This window comes from Streptomyces sp. NPDC023573 (assembly GCF_055559735.1).
Window position 1 is genome coordinate 559,776 of sequence record NZ_JBVHKB010000003.1, and the last position, 20,515, is coordinate 580,290.

Genomic DNA, 20,515 nt, shown 5'->3' on the forward strand with positions numbered 1-20,515 from the left:
GACCTCAGACGTTACGGAAGCGGTTGATGGCGTCGATGTGCTGCTCGCGGAGCTCGGTGTCGCGCACGCCCAGGCCCTCGCGCGGGGCGAGTGCGAGCACGCCGACCTTGCCCTGGTGCAGGTTGCGGTGCACGTCGTAGGCGGCCTGGCCGGTGTCCTCCAGGGAGTAGACCTTGGAGAGCGTCGGGTGGATCCTGCCCTTGGCGATCAGGCGGTTCGCCTCCCACGCCTCGCGGTAGTTGGCGAAGTGCGAGCCGACGATCCGCTTCAGCGACATCCACAGGTAGCGGTTGTCGTACTCGTGGTTGTAGCCCGACGTCGAGGCGCAGGTCACGATCGTGCCGCCCTTGCGGGTGACGTACACGCTGGCGCCGAAGGTCTCGCGTCCCGGGTGCTCGAAGACGATGTCCACGTCCTCGCCGCCCGTCAGTTCACGGATGCGCTTGCCGAAGCGCTTCCACTCACGAGGGTCCTGGTTGTGCTCGTCCTTCCAGAACTTGTAGTCCTCGGCGTTGCGGTCGATGATCGCGGTGGCGCCCATCTTCCGGCAGATCTCCGCCTTCTGGTCGCTGGAGACGACGCAGATCGGGTTGGCGCCGCCGGCCAGCGCGAACTGCGTGGCGTAGGAGCCGAGTCCGCCGCTGGCGCCCCAGATCAGCACGTTGTCGCCCTGCTTCATGCCGGCGCCGTTGCGCGAGACGAGCTGGCGGTACGCGGTGGAGTTGACCAGGCCCGGGGACGCGGCCTCCTCCCAGCTGAGGTGCTTGGGCTTCGGCATCAGCTGGTTGGACTTGACCAGCGCGATCTCCGCCAGGCCGCCGAAGTTGGTCTCGAAGCCCCAGATCCGCTGCTCCGGGTCGAGCATCGTGTCGTTGTGGCCGTCGGAGGACTCCAGCTCCACCGAGAGGCAGTGCGCGACGACCTCGTCACCCGGGGTCCAGGCGTTGACGCCGGGCCCGGTGCGCAGGACGACGCCCGCGAGGTCGGAGCCGATGACGTGGTACGGGAGGTCGTGGCGCTTGCTCAGATCGCTGAGCTTGCCGTACCGCTCCAGGAAGCCGAAGGTCGAGACGGGCTCGAAGATCGACGTCCACACGGAGTTGTAGTTGACCGAGCTGGCCATGACCGCCACCAGGGCCTCTCCCGGGCCGAGCTCGGGAACCGGCACGTCCTCGACGTGCAGGGACTTGCGGGGGTCCTTGTCGCGGCTGGCGACGCCGGCGAACATCTCGGCGTCGTCCTTGTGCACGGTCACCGCGCGGTACGACTCGGGGATGGACAGGGCCGCGAAGTCCGCGGCCGTACCGTCCTGCGATTGGATCGCGTCCAGGATTTCCTTCACGGTGATGCCTCCGGCAGATCGGGTCTCCGGCGTCGAGGGAAACGCTCGGAGGCCCCTGTGGTCAGGGGAGCGGTGCGGTGTGGAGGTGTGCCGTCGGTTCGGCGTGGTGGTGCGCTGTGCCTGCTCGGTGGAGCAGAAGGGGTGCCTGTGACGCAGGCGTCCGGGCGCGCGGACACGTGGTCTGCGGGGACAGCCGGCGTACGAGAGATCTCTGCACGCCGGCCGCCCGGACACCTTCAACGTATGGCACTGCGTGACAGGTGGCAAGGCACCCAGTGCCAACAATTTCTCTCAGTTGTCATCTCGTAGGCACGCATGAGCAACATCATGGTAGGTATGTCGCTTTGCTCCGCCTTTTGTGGCGGCTACGGCGCGGTGCGGTACACGTACGGCGTCGTCGTGCTCAGGGCCGTGAAGCCGAGCCGCCGCAGGATCGGGGCGGACCGGTCCGTCGCGTCGACCTGGAGGAAGCGGTAGCCGAGCGCGGAGGCGATACGGGCTCGATGGGCGATCAGGGCGCGATAGATACCCCTGCCTCGCCATCCGGCCGCCGTGCCACCGCCCCAGAGCCCGGCGAAGCCGGTGCCGGGGTGCATCTCCATCCGGGCCGAGCTCACGGGCTCGTCGCCGGCCAGGGCGACCACCGCGACGAACGTGTCCGGCGGGGCGTCGGCGAGACGGGCCAGGGTCTGATGGCGCAGCCGCGAACCGTCGGTGCCGAAGGCCAGCTCATGGGCCCGGACCATCAGCTCCACCCCTGCGGCGTCGGTCACGTTCCGCAGCCGGACCCCGTCGGGGAGTTCCACCGCCCCGGCCTGGTCCGCGACCGGTGCCACCAGCAGTGTCTCCGGCGGCTCCGGCTCGAACCCGGCCGCGGCGAGGAGGGCGCCCAGGCCGGCCGGGCCGTCGTGTGCGTACAGCTTCCACTCGAACTCGCCGACGCCCTGAGCGGTGTAGTGCCCCACCTGCGCCGCGATCTCCGACTCGGCGCGGGCGGGGGAGAGGTCCGGAGCGGTCCACACGACGCCGTTCCAGTCGTCCGGGCCACCGGTCTGCCGTACGACGTCACCGACCCGCTCGACGCGCGTGCCGGGGCCGTCCGGGCGGGCGTGCTCGCGCATCTCGTGATCGAAGAGGGCCAGCATCTCATCAGGTTCCATGCGCGCATCCGAACACTCATGTCCCGGTCCGGCCACCGGGTTTTCCTCCGACGGGGCGTCAACCGGCGGCCGTGGGGCACACGTAAGTGATCTTGAGATGACCGCAACGGACAAGGGGTGGGTACGCGATGGGAATACAGGCGCGCAGAACGGCCCGGCAGGGCCGCAGGCCCGGATTCGACGTCAGGCGGACGGCGTTCGGCTTCGCGTTCCTCGCGCTCCTGCTCTGCGGCGCCGGACTCGCGGTGCGCACGGCCCTCAGGAGCGCCGAACGGCACCCGGTGGTCGCCGTGGTCTCGGCCGTCGCCCTGGTGGCCGCGGTCGTGGTGCTCCTGCGCCTGCGCCGCAGCCGCAGGGCGGCCGCCAGGACCGCCGCGGCAGCCGTCGAGACCGCCTACGAGGTCGTGGACGCGGCCCTGGAGGAGCCGCCGGAGGCCGACGCGGCGGAGGTGCCTCCCGAGCCGGTGCGGACGGTCGACTACGAGGCCATGGACCCGTACGACTTCGAGGAGGCCGTGGCCGCGCTCTGCAGGCGGGACGGCTGTCTGGACGCCGAGGTCGTCGGAGGCGCCGGTGACCTCGGCGCCGACGTGGTGGGCACGACACCGGACGGCCGCCGCCTGGTCGTGCAGTGCAAGAGGTACACGAGCGACAACAAGGTGGGCTCGCAGGATCTCCAGCGCTTCGGCGGCACCTGTTACGCGGTGCACGGCGCCGAGGCGGCCGTCGTCGTCACCACCGGCGAATTCACCGATCCCGCCTTCGAGTACGCCGAGCGGTGCGGCATCGTCTGCGTCGGTCTCGACGGGCTCACCGCGTGGAGCGAGGGCGCCGCGCCGCCCTGGTACGCGAGCGCGTCCGTGCAGCCCACCGAGGGGTGAGCCCCGCCGGGGCGGGTCTCAGTGCTCCTTCAGCGCCTGCTGGATCGTGCGCATGATCTCGTCGAGCGGCGCGTCGGTACGGGCCACGGTGACCAGCACCTCGCCCTCCCTGGACACCGAGGCCGCAGGAGTCTTCCCGGTCTCGCCCCCCACGGTCCGCCCCGCCCCGATCCCCGTGCCGAAGGTCTCCCGCACGATCGCGAACGCGTGGTCGAGCTGGGACTCCACGTCGCCCTGTCCGTCCGCCCGCAGCCAGCGGCGCAGCACATGGTTGTGCGCGGTCACCACGGCGGACGCGGCGACCTCGGCGAGCAGCGGGTCGTCATTGCCCACCTGGTGGTCACGCTCGTCGAAATGGCCCAGCAGATAGCGTGTGAACAGCCGCTCGTAGCGGGCCACGGAGGCGATCTCGGCCTCACGGAGCGTGGGCACCTCACGGGTCAGCTTGTAGCGCGCCACGGAGACCGCCGGCTTCGCCGCGTACATCTTCATGACCTCCTTGATGCCGCGGCACACGGTGTCGAGCGGGTGCTCGTGCGCGGGGGCGGCGTTGAGGACGGCCTCGGCCCTGACGAGGGTGTCGTCGTGGTCCGGGAAGATGGCCTCTTCCTTGGAGCGGAAGTGGCGGAAGAACGTGCGCCGGGCGACCCCGGCCGCCCCGGCGATCTCGTCGACCGTCGTCGCCTCGTACCCCTTCGTGGCGAACAGTTCCATGGCCGCTGCGGCCAGTTCGCGGCGCATCTTGAGCCGCTGGGCGGCGGCCCGGGTGCTCGCGGCACTCTCAGGGGCGTCCGCGGAGGCGGAGGAACGAGGGGACTTGGCGGGTTGGGACATGAGGTGAACGTAACCCATCGGCGCAGGGGAGTGCGCCTGTGGGGGCGGGTCGCCCGAGGGCCCCAGCAACCCGCCCCACCCCGCTCCGATGTCAGCGGCGGGCATATTCGCGGAAGCCGCGCCCCGTCTTGCGGCCGAGGCAGCCCGCGGCCACCAGATGCTCGAGCAACGGCGCCGGGGCGAGGCCCGGGTCGCGGAACTCGCTGTGCAGAACCTTCTCGATGGCCAGCGAGACGTCCAGGCCGACGACGTCCAGGAGCTCGAAGGGGCCCATGGGGTAGCCGCCGCCCAGCTTCATCGCCGCGTCGATGTCGTCGAGCGTCGCGTAGTGCTCCTCGACCATCTTGATCGCGTTGTTGAGGTAGGGGAACAGCAGGGCGTTCACGATGAAGCCCGCCCGGTCACCGCAGTCGACCGGGTGCTTGCGCACCTTCACGCAGACCTCGCGGACCGTGGCGTGCACGTCGTCGGCGGTCAGCACGGTGCGGACCACCTCGACCAGCTTCATCGCGGGCGCCGGGTTGAAGAAGTGCATCCCGACGACGTCCTCGGGACGCGAGGTCACCCGGGCGACCGCCACGACCGGCAGCGACGAGGTGGTCGTCGCGAGCACCGCACCCGGCTTGCAGACCTTGTCCAGGGTCTGGAAGAGCTCCCGCTTGATCTCCAGGTCCTCGGCGACCGCCTCGACCGCGAGATCGACATCGGCGAAGGAGTCCAGGGAGCCCGCCGGGGTGATCCGGGCGAGGGTCTCGTCCCGTGCCTCCTCCGTGAGCCTCCCCTTGGAGACGGAGCGGCCCAGGGACTTGGCGATCCGCGCCTTGGCCGTCTCCGCCTTCTCCTGGCTGCGGGCGGCGAGGACCACGGTGTACCCGGCCTTCGCGAAGACCTCCGCGATGCCCGAGGCCATCGTCCCCGAACCGGCCACCCCCACCGAGGAGACCTCGCGCCCGGTGACCGCGCCCGCGCTCTCCACCGGGGTCAGGGCGTCCGGCACCACGGACTGGCCGCCCGGGGCGTCGTACGTGTAGAAGCCGCGGCCCGCCTTCCGGCCGGTCAGCCCGGCCTCGCTGAGCTGGCCGAGCACCGGCGCCGGCGCGTGCAGCCGGTCGTGGGACGCGGAGTACATGGCCTCCAGCACCGTGCGGGCCGTGTCGATACCGATCAGGTCGAGCAGCGCCAGTGGGCCCATCGGCAGCCCGCAGCCCAGCTTCATGGCGGCGTCGATGTCCTCACGGGAGGCGTAGTTGGCCTCGTACATCGCCGCGGCCTGGTTGAGGTAGCCGAAGAGCAGACCGTCCGCGACGAAACCTGGACGGTCGCCGACCGCGACCGGCTCCTTGCCCAGCTCACGGGCGAGCCGGGTGACGCTCTCCACGGCGGGCGGGGCGGTCAGCACGGAGGAGACCACCTCGACGAGCTTCATCGCGGGCGCCGGGTTGAAGAAGTGCAGGCCGAGCACCCGCTCGGGGTGCTGCGACTCGGCGGCCAGCCGGGTCACGGACAGGGCGTTCGTGCCCGTCGCGAGGATCGCGGTGGGGGAGACCACCGCGTCCAGCTCCCGGAAGACCTGCTGCTTGATCTCGTACGTCTCCGGCACGACCTCGATGACCAGCTCCGCCTCCGCGGCGGCCTGCAGATCGGAGAACGTACGGAACCGGGCGAGGATGTCGCGCCGCTCCTGCTCCGTGATCCGCTCGCGGCGCACGGCGCGCTCGGTGGAGGCCTCCAGAGTGGCGACGGCCTGCCGGGCGGCGGCCTCGTCGGTGTCGATGCCGATGACCTCGCGGCCCGCACGGGCCAGGACCTCGGCGATGCCGGTGCCCATGGTGCCGAGACCGACGACGGCAATGGTGGTGAGCGGGGTGTCCATCACGGGACTCCAGGGTGAGTGACGACTGTGAGGAGCACGGCGGCGCGCAGGGTCGGAATCGACCGGCGCTCGGTGTGCGGGAACTGCGTGTCGTGGTGCACGGTCCCGGGCGCTCTGGGCGCACGGGGGGAAGGGTGACGGGCTCTGTCCCGGAGCCACGTCTCACGAACTGCCGAACCGACGAACACTCCGGGTGGCTGCGTCACCAGGCCATCGGAGCCGGCGGGTGTGTGTCCCGCTCACCTGAGCTTAACCGGCGGGTAACGAGCGCGCCAGCCCTGGCGGGCTGTGCACTGGCACACAGTTCGTCAACCACAGCGCGTTCACCGCTCTAAACTCAGCGTCATGGATGAGGAGTTCCGCTCGCTCACGGACAGGCTCGGCCACGAGGCCGGGGAATCGGAGATCTTCCGCCGGCTGATCGCCACCGACGACGACGAGGAGCTGGCCGGGGTCCTCGTGGAACGCGAACGCCCGCTCTGGGCCCGCGAGATCGCGGCGTTCCGCCTCGGCTGCCAGGGCGACCGCCGGGCCTTCGAGGCGCTGGTCCTCCTCCTCAACCACCGCGATCCCGAGCGCTGCGTATCGGCCGCGCACGCGCTGCGACTCCTCGGTGACCCCCGGACCCCTCGGGCCGCCGCCGCGCTGGCCACCAACACCCTGCGCACGGCCTACGCCCTGCACCCGGTCCGACTGCTGACCGCGCTGCGCGCACCCGAGTCGGTGCCCGCCCTGGTCAGCACCCTGCACCGGCTCCTGACCCCCGACGAGCCGCACTGGCGCGTCGCCCTCGCGTGCGTGGAGGGGCTGGGGACCCTCGGGGACGGCCGGGCCCGCTCGGTCCTGGAGGCGGCCCTCCCACACCCGCGCCTCGGTGGTGCGGCGGCAGAGGCGCTCAGCCGGCTCCGAGCGGGGTGAGGGATATGGGGCGTGAGGAGGGCCCAGCCGTCCGGCGCCCCGTCACCGCCCGGCGGTCACCGGCGGCGCCAGGAAGGGCTCGGCGTGCCGTGCCGGAAGATGTCCAGGCTGTCGCGGGCCCGCGTGGTGGCGACGAACAGCAGTGAGCGTGCCTGCTGGACCTCGCGCCGGTAGCGCACCGGATCGGTGCTACGTCTCCGGTTCACGTCGTCCCTGGGGATCAGCCCGTCGCTGACCCCGGCGACGATCATGCGCTGGTACTCGATGCCCTTGAAGCGGAACATACATGTCCCGAGGGGGACGACACCGACGAAAGCCGACGATCTACGGACAACCGCATATCCGGCGGCTGACAGTCGGGATGCCCGTTCAGCAATTCCGCTGTCCTGCTGTGCCGAGCCATGTTCCGCTCACTGCGCGTTGGCGGACCTCGGCGCGGCTATCCGAGAATCTCGTCGTTGGAATCGAACTGATGTTGATCAACAGGGAGTGCCGGGAAGTAGTCAGTCTCCGCTCGCCCTGTGAGAACGGCCAGAAGGAAGGACGCGCACTGAGCGTCATGGTGTTCCCACAACGGCCCACGGCCCTCGTTGAACATGACCGTCCAATCGTCCGGCTCCTGTCCCGGCTTCACCAGCCAATACAGCATTGCCCCTGTGCCCTCGATGTAGGCCCAGGGCAGTACCTTCGTACCGGACTCCTGGAGCTGAGCAGGCCTGGGCTCGACCTCCCACAGCTTCTCGAGGGTCTCGTCCCTTTCGGTTGCTTGCGCGAGCAGTTCGTAGTCGTCGTCCGGGCAGGCAGGATCCAGAAGCCAGATCGTCTCGTCGAAGACGCCGCCCCCGTACGTCTCGACAAGCTGCCGGTAGTCGCCCGGCAGCGCGGTGCCGAGTGCCCGCTCGACGGCCTGCCAGTCCCGGGACCGGCCTGGACCGGAAGGCGCGACGAGTTCGGTGAGGCGTTCCACGGCGGGGTGCATGATTGTCTCTATCTGTACCAGGTCAGACGCGTTTGGTGACGTACAGGACAGTGACGATGTTGCTGCCGCCTTCGTGGGGCGTGAAGCTGAAACCCTTGTCGCTCCGGCCTTCGATGGTCAGGCCGATCGGTACGACGTCGGTGGGGTCGTTCGTCCGGTAGACGGGCGTGACGGAGTACCCGATGGGGCGTGCCGAGCAGACCGGTCTTGTTCAGCTTCTTGTTCGCCCGCCCCTACCCGCATTCGCCGGGCTCTTCCTGCGAGAACCGGTGGAGGCTCGTCTGTGGTCACCGGCCAGTTCGGCATCGATTCGTTCAGTCAGCTGTGGGCGTTCTCCCATGCCTCGCGGATCGCGGCCGGAATGCGTCCGCCGGCGGATACTTGGTGACCGTTGGCCCGAGCCCATTCCCGAATGGTCTCGCTGTCGACGGGTGGCCGGGCCGGAGCCTGTGGTGGGGCCCACAGCGTGGGGTCCGAGGGGACGAATGCCGTCGTCGGTTCGAGGACGTCCTTGGGGAACTGGGGCACGGACGTCTCACCGCTCAGTACGGAGACGAGGAACTCGGTGAGGGTTCCGTCGTAGGTGAACCACCGAGGCCCGCGGGCTTCGTTCACGGCGATACGCCAGGCGTCCGGGGCAGTCCGTGGTTCCGTGATCCAGAAAAGGTGCTCTCCGTTGTCGGTGCCGCCCATCGGCAGGAGTTGCCGCGGCTCGTACGGAGCAGGGTAGGTGCCTCGGTCGTGGTCCAGCTGCAGCTGCTCGCGGATCCTGGCGGGCATCGGGCCGGTGAGATCGACCCATTCAGTGACCCCGTCGGGTTGGTAGATGCGCAAGTAGTCGGCGAAGGACCCCGGGCCGTACGTGGATGCGAGCCGCTTGTAGTCCTCGGGAAGCGGCACACCGAGAACGCTCTCGACCTGGTGCCAGTCGATGGGGCGGCGGTGACTCGCATCCTCTGGTGGCGGGCAGAGTCGGGTCAGGGCGGCGAAGGCGGTCACTGGATTCCTCTGGCGCGTCGTTTCAGCTGATCTGCGTGGTCAAGATTCTCAAACTGCTTGTCAAGGTGGAAACCACCTGATCCATTGGCCTCCATCTGGATCCACTTCGGAACGGAGTCCTTCTTGTCGTCCGTGTATTCGAGGTAGACGCTATAAGTCACGGTCTCGCTGTTGTTGAAGACAGCATCGTAGATCTGCTTCTCGTAGCCCCGCATGTCCGGGCTGTTGGTAGGGGTCTGGGTGATGGTGAAAAGGTTGTCCAGGGTGTCACCGGAACCACCGAGAATATTCGCCAGCATGTGACCTCGCCCCTGGTTGTAGTCCGTACCGTGCAGAAACCCGGGGGGCCTCAGCAATTTGTTGGCCTCTGTTCCTTCCCTGAGCATGTCCCGCGTGATCGTTGCGTTCATCTCGTAGGGCCGACCGTGCTCGTCACGGGTGAACCGGACTCGCCCTCCCCAGGTCGGGTCGGCCTCGCACCCCGCCAGACCCAACGGATCGGCAAAGGTGAAGGGGTTGGGGACATAGCCGTAGTGGTTGATGGCAGGCGCGATGCCGAGCGGGTCAGGACTGGTGTAGCGGGCGATGTCAGGGTCGTAGTACCGATTGACGTTGTAGTGGAGGCCGGTTTCCGGATCGAAGTACTGCCCCGGATAGCGCAGGGGGGTGTAGGCGGTGCTGTCACGGTTCCACTGTGTGGCGCCCCAGGCTGTGCTGCGGGCCCTCCAACCGAGGGATCCGTCGCTGCCCACGAGTTCGCTGGGGCTGCCGGACAGATCGGTGATGACAGCGAAGAACCGCCGGTCGATCTCCCTCTGGGCGCTGTCCGTCTTGGACTCTCGCTGCGCCAGGGGATGCAGTCCTGCGTAATCCCACACCGACGTCACGCCTGCAGCGGTCTGTTCTGCCAGTTGGGACCCGTCCCAGCAGTAGGAGATCGCTTCCATCGTGTGGCCGTCGGCATCCGTGCGCTCTTTGGCTGTCCTGCGTCCGAGAGCGTCGTAGAGATAGCGCCAACGGCCTTCCGGAGCATGGACGTGCGTGAGCCTGTCTTCCGCATCCCAGGTGAAACGCCAGGTGAGGATCTTTCCGCTGAGGGTCGTGGTCCGACGCAGGGTGACGCGGCCCTGCGCGTCGTACCGGTATCGGGCTCGCCCGGCATGCGTGACCTGAGAACCCTGGTATCGGCGTTGGCCGACGGTGTCCTGACCGGGTGCTTCGGTGGGAAGCGCGGTGTGGGTCTGATCACCGGCGGCGTTGTAGGCGTACTGCTCGGTCCATCCCTGCGCGTCGACGGCAGTGATCCGACTCGCCGCGTCAACGGTGTAGGTGCGAAGGCCGGTGTGGCTGTCGTCCACGCTGAGGGGAATGCCGTCGGCTTGGTAGACGAAGGCCCGCTCCAGGGGCTCTGCGCCTGGCGTACTCAAGGACTGGAGAACCACACGGCCGACCGCGTCCCAGCTCTGGCGCAGTGCGAGCATCCCCTGCACGGTGCGAGAGGTCTCTCGTCCCAGTGCGTCCCGTTCGAAGCGGAAGGTGTGATCTCCCGCTGTGTAGGTAGCCAGCCCTCCCCGGCCGTAGGCGAGGTCGCTGCTGGCTCCTGACGGGGTACGCCGGTGGGTGCGGCGGCCGAGGACGTCGTAGGTGAAGGAGAGCCTGCGCCCGTTGACGGTCTCGGCGAGTACACGGCCTTCCGCGTCGCGTTCGAGGTCGATACGGGCGTGGGCATTGCTGATCTGTCCTATGTGACCGGTGGCCGCATAGGCGAAGGCGGAGACCGCACCGTCCTCATGGCGAATCCGGGTGACTCTGCCAAGAACATCCCTTTCGTACGCCAGACTCTGCCCTGCGGCATTGGTGCGCCGTATGAGGCGGCCGACCGCGTCGTGCGTGTAGGAGACGGTGCGGCCGTCGAAGTCTGTCTCCGCGACGAGTCGGCCCGCCGCGTCATAGGTGTAGTGCCACTCCAGGCCGTGCGCGTTGGTGACAGTGGTGAGGCGCAGTTCCGTGTCATGGGTGAAGCGATAGCCATTTCCGCCGGCATCCCGGCGGGTCGCGACCCGGTCGAAATGTGTAGGCACGGAGGTGCTGACACGGCCCATGCGGTCAACGTGTTCGATGAGGTTGCCCTCCCCGTCCCACGCCCACTGCTCGCGTGTGCCGTCGGGCAGTTCCCGCCACGTGAGTTTGCTCTCGACCGTCCAGCCTTGGCGGAGGGTGGCGCCCATGGCGTCAGTGACCTCGGTGACCCGGCCGAAGGGATCGCGTGTGCAGAGCATGCTGGCACCGCTGTCGGTCGTCATCCCGACGGGCAGACCTGCGGCGTCGTTCGTGATCCGGGTCAGTCCGCCTGCCGCATCATGCACCGTGACCAGACCACCATGGGCGTCGAACTCGTAGTCGGTCCTTGCGCCGATCGCATCCACCGCGGCAACGCAGTTCCCACGATCGTCGTATGCGTATCGCCGTGTGATGCCCCCACGTTCGGTGATCGCGACGGGCTGATTCCTGTCGTTGTACGTCGCAGTGGTGCGGGCACCGTCGGGGGCGACAAGCCCGACGAGGTTGCCCTCCTCGTCCCGTTCGTAGCGGGTGGTACCGCCCAGAGCGTCCGTGCGCGACAACGGGCGGCCGAAGGCATCGAACTCGGAGTACGTCGTGTGCCCGAGGGGATCGGTCTCGCGGATGACCTGCAGATGCTCGTTGAGATGGAAGGCGGTTTCCGAGCCGGTGGAATCGGTGTAGCGGGTGATCCGCTGGTTCGTTGCGCCCTCCACCTCGTAGGTGAAGGCGGACGAGAGGAAGCCCTCCGGTCCGATGGTCCGGTCGACCCGACCGGCGCTGTCATACACGTACTGGTAGGCGGACCCGTTGCGATCGGTCCAGGAGGTGATTCGTTTGTCCTGGTCGTAGGTGAACCGCAGGGCGCGCCCGGAAGAGTTGGTGACCGTTTCCAGGCATGCGTCGCTGTCGAAGCCGAAGGCCACGACTGGGACAGGGCCCTGTGGACTTTGGAGCGACAGTCCGGTGACGCGCCCGAGCTGTGCGTCAGAGTTGACGAGCACCCGATAGCCGCCGTCGTGCAGCACGGCGGAGGGCAGGCCGTGGTCGTCACGGTGAATCCGGATGGTGTTGCCGTTGCGGTCCTCGATCTCCAGCAGCCAGTACACGCCGCCGCGGTAGGGGCTGCCCAGGAATCTGCGGATCACCCCTGTGCGTGGGTCCGTCACCACGTACGTGATGTCGCCCATCGCTGTGGTGCCCCCGTGCGTGAGCGGCAGTTGCTCCCCCTCGACGGGGTGCGTGCCGACGCCTTCCTCGGGCAGCGCGGAGTAGAGAAGCACCGAACCGTCCTCGCGCGCCCAGGCGGCGCCGTTACCGAGAGGTTCCAAACGCTCGTCCAGGGTCGATGCCCAACTCGCGCCGAAGAAGTGGCCGTATCGATAGTCGGATATGTGGGTGCGTCGGATGGCGAGGGGCAGAACCCCGGGCAGCTCCAGATCCGTCTGTGGCAGCACCATCTGCCCACTTGCGACATCGACGGGATCCGTCTCACAGCGCCGTTTGGACAGGGAGACCGCATTGCCTCGCGGGTTCTCCTGGGCGTCTTGCATCGAAGGCGGGGTTCTGCGGCGCCCGCCTCCGTTGTCCACGCGCCGTTCACCTCTGTCGTCACCCTTGCCGTCGCCCGGGGTGATCTTGTTCAGGCCGTCACGGATGTCGTGGTCGGTGTCCTTGTGCGTCTTGGAACTCTTGGCGATGCGTTCGGGAACCGTCTTGCCCACGTGGTCGCCCATGTCGCTCAGCGCCTTACCGAGCTTGTCCACCACCCCTTCGATCGTGGTGTCGAGTACAGCGGTCAGGGAGTCCTTGCCCTTGGCCCGGCCATGGTGGCCCTTGGCCTTGCCGAGCTTGCCGCCCGTCTTCTCCCGCATGTTGATCTGCACACTGGCCAGATGCATCCCGGCCTTGCTGTGCGCATCGTGGTCGATCACCGGGCCTCCGCCGGGGCCCGGGCCGCCAGGCCCGCCCACCGAGTTGATCTGCAGCGCGTCCTTGCCCGCCTGCGCCGTCTGCCCTGTGCTGTAACCGTCCTGCACACCCGCGACGTTCAGCGCGGTCTGGACGGCCAGGTCCGCCACGATGTTCTCGATCGCGGCGACCGCCGGCTCGGTGAGCGTCGCGACGATCTCCGATACGGCAGCCTCAGCCATCTCCTTCAGGATGCGCTTGAAGGCGATGCGGGTAGCTGCGATCTTCGCGCCGGCCAGGAGCGTCGACAGCCCGGCGGTCAGGGGGGCGAACGCCAGCGTGATCCCCACCGTCGCACACAGATCGGCCAGTTCGGCCACTGCGGCTATCTTCCGGGCCACGATGATGTCAGCGACCCGGTCCAACGCACCCGCGACGAGGCGCGCCGCCTTCGCCAGATCCTTGTGCTTGCCCTGGACCTTCGACCAGTGCGCGTCCAGGGCGGCCAACGACTCGCTCTGGCCGCTCGCCAACAGCTTCTGGATGTGCTGGTACGCGGCGTACGCATCGTCGTCCGCGTCATCGCCGAACTCCCGCAGGGCGTCCGCCATGTCGCGGTACGCGTCCTCATCGACATTCGGCCAGCCCACACCGACCACGTCGAGCATGGTGTCGACACCCTCAGGAATCGTATACCCCACGATGCAACCCCCCGATTGACTGATCAGCAGCTCGACCCACCATACGATTGACCGCCATACCCTGTGAGATCGGGAGAGACGGGCAGAACGGCCCGCCCAGCAACGACGGTTGGTGCTGAGGGTGGCCGGCGGCTCCTTCACAGCTGCTCGGCCCAGATGGTTTTGCGGGGCGCGCCGACGCGTGGAGTGACACCCCAGCGGGCGGCCAGGTGCTCGATGAGGAGGTGCCCGCGGCCCGTTTCGGAGTCCATGGGTGGGGTGGTGGACCGAGGGGTATCGGCGAGGCGTCGTTCGGTGCGGGTGTCGGTCACCTCGATACGGAGTACGTCCGCCGTCACGGTCAGGCGTACGCGGAAGTCGCTTCCTGGGACGTGGCCGTGCTGCACGGCGTTGGCGCAGAGCTCGCCGGTGATGAGCGAGAGCGTCTCGTGGGCGGGGGAACGGTAGGCGATGCCCCAGGCGTCCAGCCGTTGGGTGGGCCTGATTCGCAGGGCTGGTCCGACAGGCGGGGATCGTGGGGCCCAGGACAATCGTTTCGCTCCAGGCCAACCTGAAGAAGTTCTACGGCTACACGGGTGCCCTCGACGGCATCGCCGGATCGGGGACCAGGGCGGCGTTCCGGCGCAAGGCCTGCGCCAACCCGCCGGTCTGACCGACTGGGCATCGCGAGCGGACTGCCCCGGGGGGCCGGGTCATTTGCTCGCACGCCGGGGGCGTACGCGGGATCGGGGCGTGTGGTCACGCGGTCCGTCCTGGCGTACGCCCCCGGCACGGGGCCCGGGGTTTTCCTCAGCCCCGGAAGCCGAGCAGGCCGTGCAGTGCCTTGCCCTTCGGGTTGGCGCCGGCCTTTGTGGCGGGGGCGGGCTTCGGCTGCGGCAGGGCGTCGCAGACCGCGTCCGCGCCGCTGCCGCCGCCGGTCGGCAGGGTGCCGTCGGTGAGGTAGTCCACCAGGTGTGCGTCCAGGCAGTCGTTGCCGCTCAGGGTGATGCCGTGGTTGCCGCCGCCCTGCTCGACGACGAGGCTCGACCCCTTGAGCCTGCGGCTCATGGTGACGCCGCCCTCGTAGGGCGTGGCCGCGTCGTCGGTCGCCTGGAGGATCAGCGCGGGCGGGATCGCGTCGTTGGTGACCCGGACGGGCTCCAGCGGCTCCACCGGCCAGGTGGCGCACGGGGCGTTGTACCAGGTGTTGTTCCACGACATGAAGGGCGCCTTGCGGTGCGCCTGCCAGGTGTCGTTGCGCCAGGTGCTCCAGGTCCGGGGCCAGCCGGCGTCGCGGCACTGCACGGCGGCGTAGACGGAGTAGCCGTTGTCGCCGCTCCTGTCCACGGCGGCGAAGTCCTTGTACGCGGTGGCGAGCGCGTCCTGGTCCTTGTCGTTGACGTACGCCGCGAACGTCTCGGCGAGGCGCGGCCAGTAGCCGTTGTAGTAGCCGCCCGGCATGAAGGTGTCCTCGAGCTCGCTGGGGCCCACCTTGCCGGCCGCGGGGTGCTTCTTCACCGCGTCGCGCATCCGGTACCACGCGGCCTCGACGCCTGCCGGGTCCTTGCCGAGCTTGTACGTGGTGTCGTTCTTCGCGACCCACGCCATGAAGGCCTTGTGACGGGCGTCGAACGCGTGGTCCTGGCCGAGGTTGTCCTCGTACCAGACGCCGTCCGGGTCGACGACCGAGTCCAGCACCAGGCGGCGTACGCGCTCGGGGAACAGCTTGGCGTAGACCGCGCCCAGGTAGGTGCCGTAGGAGTATCCGAAGTAGTTGATCCGCGGGGCGGCGAGGGCCCGGCGGATGACGTCGAGGTCCTTCGCGGCGCTGACGGTGTCCATGTACGGCAGGAGGTCGCCGTGCTTCTCACCGCAGGCGGTGGCGAAGGAGGCGGCCCGGTCGCGCGCGGTCTTCTCCGCGGCGTGGGAGTCCGGCACGGAGTCGGGTCGCACGGGCTCGAAGTACTTCGGTACGCAGTCCAGCGCGGGGGTGCTCTTGCCGACCCCGCGGGGGTCGAAACCGATCACGTCGTACTGCGCGGCGAGCTTCGCGGGCAGCGACGACGCGACGAAGCCCGCCATGGAGAGCCCGCTGCCGCCGGGGCCGCCGGGGTTGACCAGCAGGGGGCCCTGCGAGGTCTTCGCCGTGTGCGGGATCCTGGAGAGGGCGAGGGTGACCTGCCTGCCCGACGGGTTGTCATGGTCCAGCGGAGTACGGACGGTTGCGCATTGCAGCGCCGGATACGTCTTCGTCCCGCAGCCCTTCCACGAGAGCGGTGCTGCGGCGGGTGTCGCGGCGGACGCGGTGGACGGCGCGGACGCGGTGGACGGCGCGGCGGTCACCAGACCCGCGACCGTGGCGCCGACGGCGACCAGGATTCCTGCACGTTTCGTCATAGGGCCTCCCGTGGTCGGGGAACGCGGCTGTGGGTGGCACAGCCCCCGCCGCATGCTTCCCGGATCGGGTCAGGGCAGGACACATGTCGTCGAGAGTTGACCCGTTCGGGCAGGAAAACCGGTGCGGTCAGAGCAGGGTCAGCTGGGTGGGGCCCGGCGCGTGACCGTCCGCGAGGGCGGGCGGGGTTTCGCGGGGGAGGCGGCGGGCGCCGCCCCGGTCGGCCGGGCCGATGCCGAACTCGGCCGCGAGCTCGTGGACCCGGCGGGTGATGGACCGCTGGTACCAGGTCGGCGCGTACGCCCCGTCCGCGTACATCCGTTCGTACCGTCGCACCAGGTGCGGGTGGTGCTGTGCCAGCCACTGCATGAACCACTCGCGGGCGCCGGGCCGCAGGTGCAGGACGAGCGGTGTGACGGAGGTGGCCCCGGCCTCGGCGATGGCGCGGACCGTGGCGCGCAGCTGGTCGGGGTGGTCGCCCAGGAAGGGGATGACCGGGGCCATCAGCACGCCGCAGCCGATCCCGTTGTCCGTCATGGCGCGGACGACGTCGAGGCGGCGCTCGGGGGAGGGGGTGCCCGGCTCCACCGTGCGCCACAGCTCGGGGTCGGTGAACCCGACGGAGACGGAGACACCGACCTCGGTGACCTCGGCGGCCTGTCGCAGCAGGTCGAGGTCGCGCAGGATCAGCGTGCCCTTCGTGAGGATGGAGAAGGGGTTCGCGTGATCACGCAGTGCCGCGATGATGCCGGGCATCAGCCGGTAGCGGCCCTCGGCCCGCTGGTAGCAGTCGACGTTCGTGCCCATCGCGATGTGCTGGCCGTGCCACTGACGGGAGGCCAGATGGCGGCTCAGCAGCTCGGCGGCGTTGACCTTGACGACGATCTGGGAGTCGAAGCCGAGACCGGTGTCCAGGTCCAGATAGCTGTGGGTCTTGCGGGCGAAGCAGTACACGCACGCGTGGGTGCAGCCCCGGTACGGGTTCACGGTCCATTCGAACGGCATGCGGGAGGCCCCGGGCACCCGGTTCACGATCGAGCGGGCCCGGATCTCGTGAAACGTGATCCCTCTGAATTCCGGGGTGTCGAAGGTGCGCGTCGTCACCGCGTCCGCGGCGAAGAGCGCACCGTTACCCACTTTTGTGGTGTTCTCTGCCAGATTGTCCCAGCGCATGAACGCCTCCTTGGTAGCACTCCGCAGAGAATAGAACATGTGTTCCCTTGATCGTGCGCGGCGGAGTGCGGGGCCCGATTTTGAGGCGCCGTACCCGAGGTGGTTGGCTCAGCAGCACCCCGAACAACCGAGTGCTGGAGGAGCAGGCATGGCGCAGGTCGAGGCCACGACAGAGCGGATCATCGCGGCGGACGCAGAGACGGTGTTCGACGCGCTGGCCGACTACAAGGAGGTCCGGGGCAAGGTGCTGACCGGGCACTTCAGCGAGTACGAGGTGCGCGAGGGCGGAGACGGCGAAGGCACCCTCGTCCACTGGAAGCTCCAGGCCACGAGCAAGCGGGTCCGCGACTGCCTGCTCGAGGTCACCGAGCCCACCGACGGGCAGCTGATCGAGAAGGACCGCAACTCCTCGATGGTCACCACCTGGACCGTCACCCCGGCCGGGGAGGGCAGGTCCAAGGCCGTCGTCTCGACGGTGTGGGACGGCGCCGGCGGCATCGGAGGGTTCTTCGAGAAGACCTTCGCGCCCAAGGGGCTCGGCCGCATCTACGACGAACTGCTGCAGAACCTCGCCACCGAGGTGGAGAAGTAACCCTGCTCCGGCTGCTGTTGACGTCACGGCCGGCCTCACCGGAACGAGTGGTTTTCCGGGGTGGCCGGTTGTGCGTCGCAACCCCTCCCACCGGCGCATAAGCCCTCTGAATGCGCCCTGCGTGCGCCCGGTCGCGTTTGCCCCGCCTTGCTGCCTGATGCGAGAAATGGGCGGCGCAGCTGCGACGAGGGGAGCGTTACGTGGTGGGTGGGATCACTCTGGTGAAGGACGAGCCGGGAGGCACGGAGTACGGGACGCCCGGCACGCGGGCAGCGCCCGGCACCGAGGCGGAGTTCGAGCCGCCCCCGTCTCCGTCCGCAGCCGGACCGTCCGCGCCGCCGGACGGGATCAGCCCCCGCAGGATCCGGCTGGTCTTCCTCGGGCTGATGCTCACCCTGCTGCTCGCGGCGCTCGACCAGATGATCGTCGCCACCGCCCTGCCGAAGATCGTCGGTGAGCTGCACGGCCTGGACAAGATGTCCTGGGCGGTCACCGCCTACCTCCTCGCCTCCACGATCGGTCTGCCGCTCTACGGGAAGCTCGGCGACCTCTTCGGCCGCAAGGGCGTCTTCCAGTTCGCGATCGTCGTCTTCATCATCGGCTCGGCCCTGGCGGGCTGGTCGCGCACCATGGACGAGCTCATCGCCTTCCGCGCCGTCCAGGGCATCGGCGGCGGCGGACTCATGATCGGCGTGCAGGCGATCATCGCCGACATCGTCCCGGCCAGGGAGCGGGGCCGCTACATGGGCCTCATCGGGGCCGTCTTCGGCCTCGCCTCGGTGGCCGGGCCGCTCCTCGGCGGCTTCTTCACCGATCACGCCTCCTGGCGCTGGTGCTTCTACATCAACGTGCCGTTCGGCCTCGTCACCCTCGCCGTCATCGCCCTCGTACTGAAGCTGCCCAAACCCGCCGTCCGCCCTCGCCTCGACGTGCTGGGGGCCCTGCTGCTGGCCGTCGCGTCGACCTGTCTGGTGCTTCTCACCAGCTGGGGTGGCACCGAGTACGCCTGGGGCTCGCGGACCATCCTGGGGCTCGCCGCCGGAGCCGCCGGAACGACACTGCTCTTCCTCGTCGTCGAACACCGGGCCGCCGAACCCATCATCCCGCTGCGCCTGTTCCGCGACTCCGTCTTCAACGTCACCTCGTTGGTCGGCGCGGTCATCGGGGTCGCGCTCTTCGGGGCGGCCAGCTATCTGCCGACCTACCTCCAGATGGTCGAGGGCGTGTCCGCCACCGAGTCGGGGCTGCTGATGCTGCCGATGATGGGCGGCATCGTCATCTCCTCCGTCGTCTCCGGCCAACTGGTCTCGCGTACCGGCCGCTACCGTGTCTATCCGCTGGTCGGCGGAGCCGTGTCGGCCGTGGGCATGTGGCTGCTCTCCCTGCTCGACACGGACACCTCGGCGCTCGAGTACGGCCTCTGGCAGGCCGTCCTGGGCATCGGGATCGGCCTCGTCATGTCCATCCTGGTGCTGGCCGTGCAGAACTCCGTACGCCCGTCCGACCTCGGCACCGCCACCAGCGCGCACAACTACTTCCGGCAGATCGGTGGCAGCGTCGGAGCCGCGATCTTCGGCACCCTGTTCGCCGGGCGGCTCAGCGACGCGCTCGGGGTGCGGCTCCCCTCCGGCGCCGATCTGCCCGACGCCGAGTCGATCACCCCTCAGCTGGTCCACTCCATGGAGCCCGCGCTGCGTGACGCCTACATCCAGGCGTACGCCGACGCGATGCCGCGGATCTTCCTCTACCTGGTGCCGGTGCTCCTGCTCGGCCTGTTCCTCGCCTTCTTCCTCAAGGAGAAACCGCTGGTGTCCCACCACACCCCCCAGACGGCCCCCGACCCCACCGAGGCGCACTCCACGATCCCCGCGGCCCGCACCGATCCCGGCCCGCGGCAGCCCGGCCCGCTCTCCGGGGTCCCGGTGTGCGGATGCGTCCAGCACCCCGACGGCACGAAGGTGGGGCGGGCCGCGCTCACCCTCATCGACGGCCAGGGGCGGCAGGTCGGGCGCGGAGCGAGCGGTGACGACGGGCGGTACGCGCTGAGCGCGCCCGCGGCCGGTGCCTACGTCCTGATCGCCGCCGCGGGCGGACACCAGCCGCAGGCCGTCAGCGTGACCGTCAGCGACCGGCCGGTGGAGCTCGACGTGGTCCTGGGCGGGGCGGGACGGCTCGCCGGCGCGGTCCTCACCCCCGACGGAGCCCCCGTCCGCGACGCGGCGGTCACCCTCACCGACGTACGCGGCGAAGTCGTCGCGACGACCCGCACCGGACGCGAGGGCGCCTATGTCATCAGCGAACTGGTGGCCGGTGAGTACACCCTCGCGGCCAGCGCGCCTGCCTTTCGCCCCGCCGCGCTCCCGGTCAGCGTGCAGGCCGCCCGGGAGACCAGGCAGGACATCGAGCTGGCGGGCGGCGCCGTACTCCGGGGGATCGTGCGCGCGCCCGGCGGGCGGGCCGTCGAGGACGCCAGGGTCACGCTGCTGGACGCGGCGGGCAACGTGGTCGACACCCTGACCACCGGCTCCGACGGGGCGTTCCGGTTCGTCGACCTGTCGACCGGCGAGTACACCGTGATCGCCGCCGGCTATCCGCCGGTCGCGACCGTGCTCCAGCTCCCCGGCGGAGGCCGCACCGAACGCGACCTCCAGCTGGGCCACGAGGACTGAGCGTCCGTCCGGCCCGGGGGCGGGCGCGCGAGCAGCGCACCCGCCCCG

At 69.3% G+C, this 20,515-nt stretch carries 14 protein-coding genes and 2 pseudogenes; 5 read left to right on the forward strand and 11 right to left on the reverse strand.

Translation table 11 applies throughout. The features are described from left to right. Nucleotides 1–4: 4 nt before the first annotated feature. Together ccrA and ACZ32T_RS12955 are read right to left on the reverse strand one after the other, a co-directional pair. Entirely contained in the window at nucleotides 5–1,342 is a 1,338-nt protein-coding gene (ccrA, locus tag ACZ32T_RS12950; protein WP_467366766.1) for a crotonyl-CoA carboxylase/reductase, read from the reverse strand. Nucleotides 1,343–1,707: 365 nt separating this feature from the next. Next, complete coding sequence (locus ACZ32T_RS12955; RefSeq protein ID WP_467366768.1) at nucleotides 1,708–2,502, reverse strand: GNAT family N-acetyltransferase; 795 nt, start codon at nucleotides 2,500–2,502, stop codon at nucleotides 1,708–1,710. A gap of 128 nt (nucleotides 2,503–2,630) precedes the next feature. Here ACZ32T_RS12955 and ACZ32T_RS12960 point away from each other — a divergent pair, with 128 nt between their 5' ends. Next, on the forward strand, nucleotides 2,631–3,383 hold the full coding sequence (locus ACZ32T_RS12960) for a restriction endonuclease (protein ID WP_467272596.1): 753 nt from the start codon (nucleotides 2,631–2,633) through the stop codon (nucleotides 3,381–3,383). 18 nt (nucleotides 3,384–3,401) lie between these two features. Here the strand turns inward: ACZ32T_RS12960 and ACZ32T_RS12965 are convergent, their stop codons facing one another. Next, entirely contained in the window at nucleotides 3,402–4,217 is an 816-nt protein-coding gene (locus tag ACZ32T_RS12965; RefSeq protein ID WP_467272598.1) for a TetR family transcriptional regulator, read from the reverse strand. 91 nt (nucleotides 4,218–4,308) lie between these two features. Beyond that, nucleotides 4,309–6,090, reverse strand: coding sequence for a 3-hydroxyacyl-CoA dehydrogenase family protein (locus tag ACZ32T_RS12970; protein WP_467366771.1), 1,782 nt, complete (start codon nucleotides 6,088–6,090; stop codon nucleotides 4,309–4,311). Between the two features lie 345 nt (nucleotides 6,091–6,435). On the opposite strand from ACZ32T_RS12970, the gene ACZ32T_RS12975 reads away from it, so the two are divergent. Then, nucleotides 6,436–7,008: an adenylosuccinate lyase gene (locus ACZ32T_RS12975; protein ID WP_467366773.1), complete on the forward strand. Its 573-nt coding sequence runs from the start codon at nucleotides 6,436–6,438 to the stop codon at nucleotides 7,006–7,008. 56 nt (nucleotides 7,009–7,064) lie between these two features. On the opposite strand, the pseudogene ACZ32T_RS12980 reads toward ACZ32T_RS12975, so the two are convergent. The 5 genes and pseudogenes from ACZ32T_RS12980 to ACZ32T_RS13000 all read right to left on the reverse strand — a co-directional run. Further along, nucleotides 7,065–7,316 (reverse strand): annotated as a pseudogene (locus ACZ32T_RS12980) (UvrD-helicase domain-containing protein); the annotation flags it as partial. 131 nt (nucleotides 7,317–7,447) lie between these two features. Next, nucleotides 7,448–7,987, reverse strand: coding sequence for an SMI1/KNR4 family protein (locus tag ACZ32T_RS12985; protein ID WP_467272604.1), 540 nt, complete (start codon nucleotides 7,985–7,987; stop codon nucleotides 7,448–7,450). 318 nt (nucleotides 7,988–8,305) lie between these two features. Next, nucleotides 8,306–8,986 carry an SMI1/KNR4 family protein gene (locus ACZ32T_RS12990; protein WP_467366775.1) on the reverse strand — a complete coding sequence of 227 codons (681 nt, stop codon included), beginning with the start codon at nucleotides 8,984–8,986 and terminating at the stop codon, nucleotides 8,306–8,308. Then, nucleotides 8,983–13,626, reverse strand: a complete 4,644-nt coding sequence (locus tag ACZ32T_RS12995; RefSeq protein WP_467366777.1) for an RHS repeat-associated core domain-containing protein — start codon at nucleotides 13,624–13,626, stop codon at nucleotides 8,983–8,985. Before ACZ32T_RS12995 ends, ACZ32T_RS12990 begins: the two co-directional genes overlap by 4 nt. Before the next feature lie 170 nt (nucleotides 13,627–13,796). Continuing rightward, complete coding sequence (locus ACZ32T_RS13000) at nucleotides 13,797–14,189, reverse strand: ATP-binding protein (protein WP_467366779.1); 393 nt, start codon at nucleotides 14,187–14,189, stop codon at nucleotides 13,797–13,799. Between ACZ32T_RS13000 and ACZ32T_RS13005 the strand changes: the two are divergent. Continuing rightward, nucleotides 14,168–14,311, forward strand: a pseudogene (locus tag ACZ32T_RS13005) (peptidoglycan-binding domain-containing protein); the annotation flags it as partial. The gene ACZ32T_RS13000 and the pseudogene ACZ32T_RS13005 sit on opposite strands and share 22 nt — an antisense overlap. A gap of 137 nt (nucleotides 14,312–14,448) precedes the next feature. Here the strand turns inward: ACZ32T_RS13005 and ACZ32T_RS13010 are convergent. Continuing rightward, entirely contained in the window at nucleotides 14,449–16,035 is a 1,587-nt protein-coding gene (locus ACZ32T_RS13010; protein ID WP_467366781.1) for an alpha/beta hydrolase, read from the reverse strand. A 127-nt stretch (nucleotides 16,036–16,162) separates the two neighbouring features. Then, nucleotides 16,163–17,206 carry an Rv2578c family radical SAM protein gene (locus ACZ32T_RS13015; RefSeq protein WP_467366783.1) on the reverse strand — a complete coding sequence of 348 codons (1,044 nt, stop codon included), beginning with the start codon at nucleotides 17,204–17,206 and terminating at the stop codon, nucleotides 16,163–16,165. A gap of 148 nt (nucleotides 17,207–17,354) precedes the next feature. On the opposite strand from ACZ32T_RS13015, the gene ACZ32T_RS13020 reads away from it, so the two are divergent. Both ACZ32T_RS13020 and ACZ32T_RS13025 read left to right on the forward strand, forming a co-directional pair. Next, a complete protein-coding gene (locus tag ACZ32T_RS13020) occupies nucleotides 17,355–17,798 on the forward strand; it encodes an SRPBCC family protein (RefSeq protein ID WP_467272615.1) in 444 nt (147 codons plus the stop codon). A gap of 200 nt (nucleotides 17,799–17,998) precedes the next feature. Further along, nucleotides 17,999–20,467: an MFS transporter gene (locus tag ACZ32T_RS13025; protein ID WP_467366786.1), complete on the forward strand. Its 2,469-nt coding sequence runs from the start codon at nucleotides 17,999–18,001 to the stop codon at nucleotides 20,465–20,467. The last annotated feature ends 48 nt before the right edge of the window (nucleotides 20,468–20,515 follow it).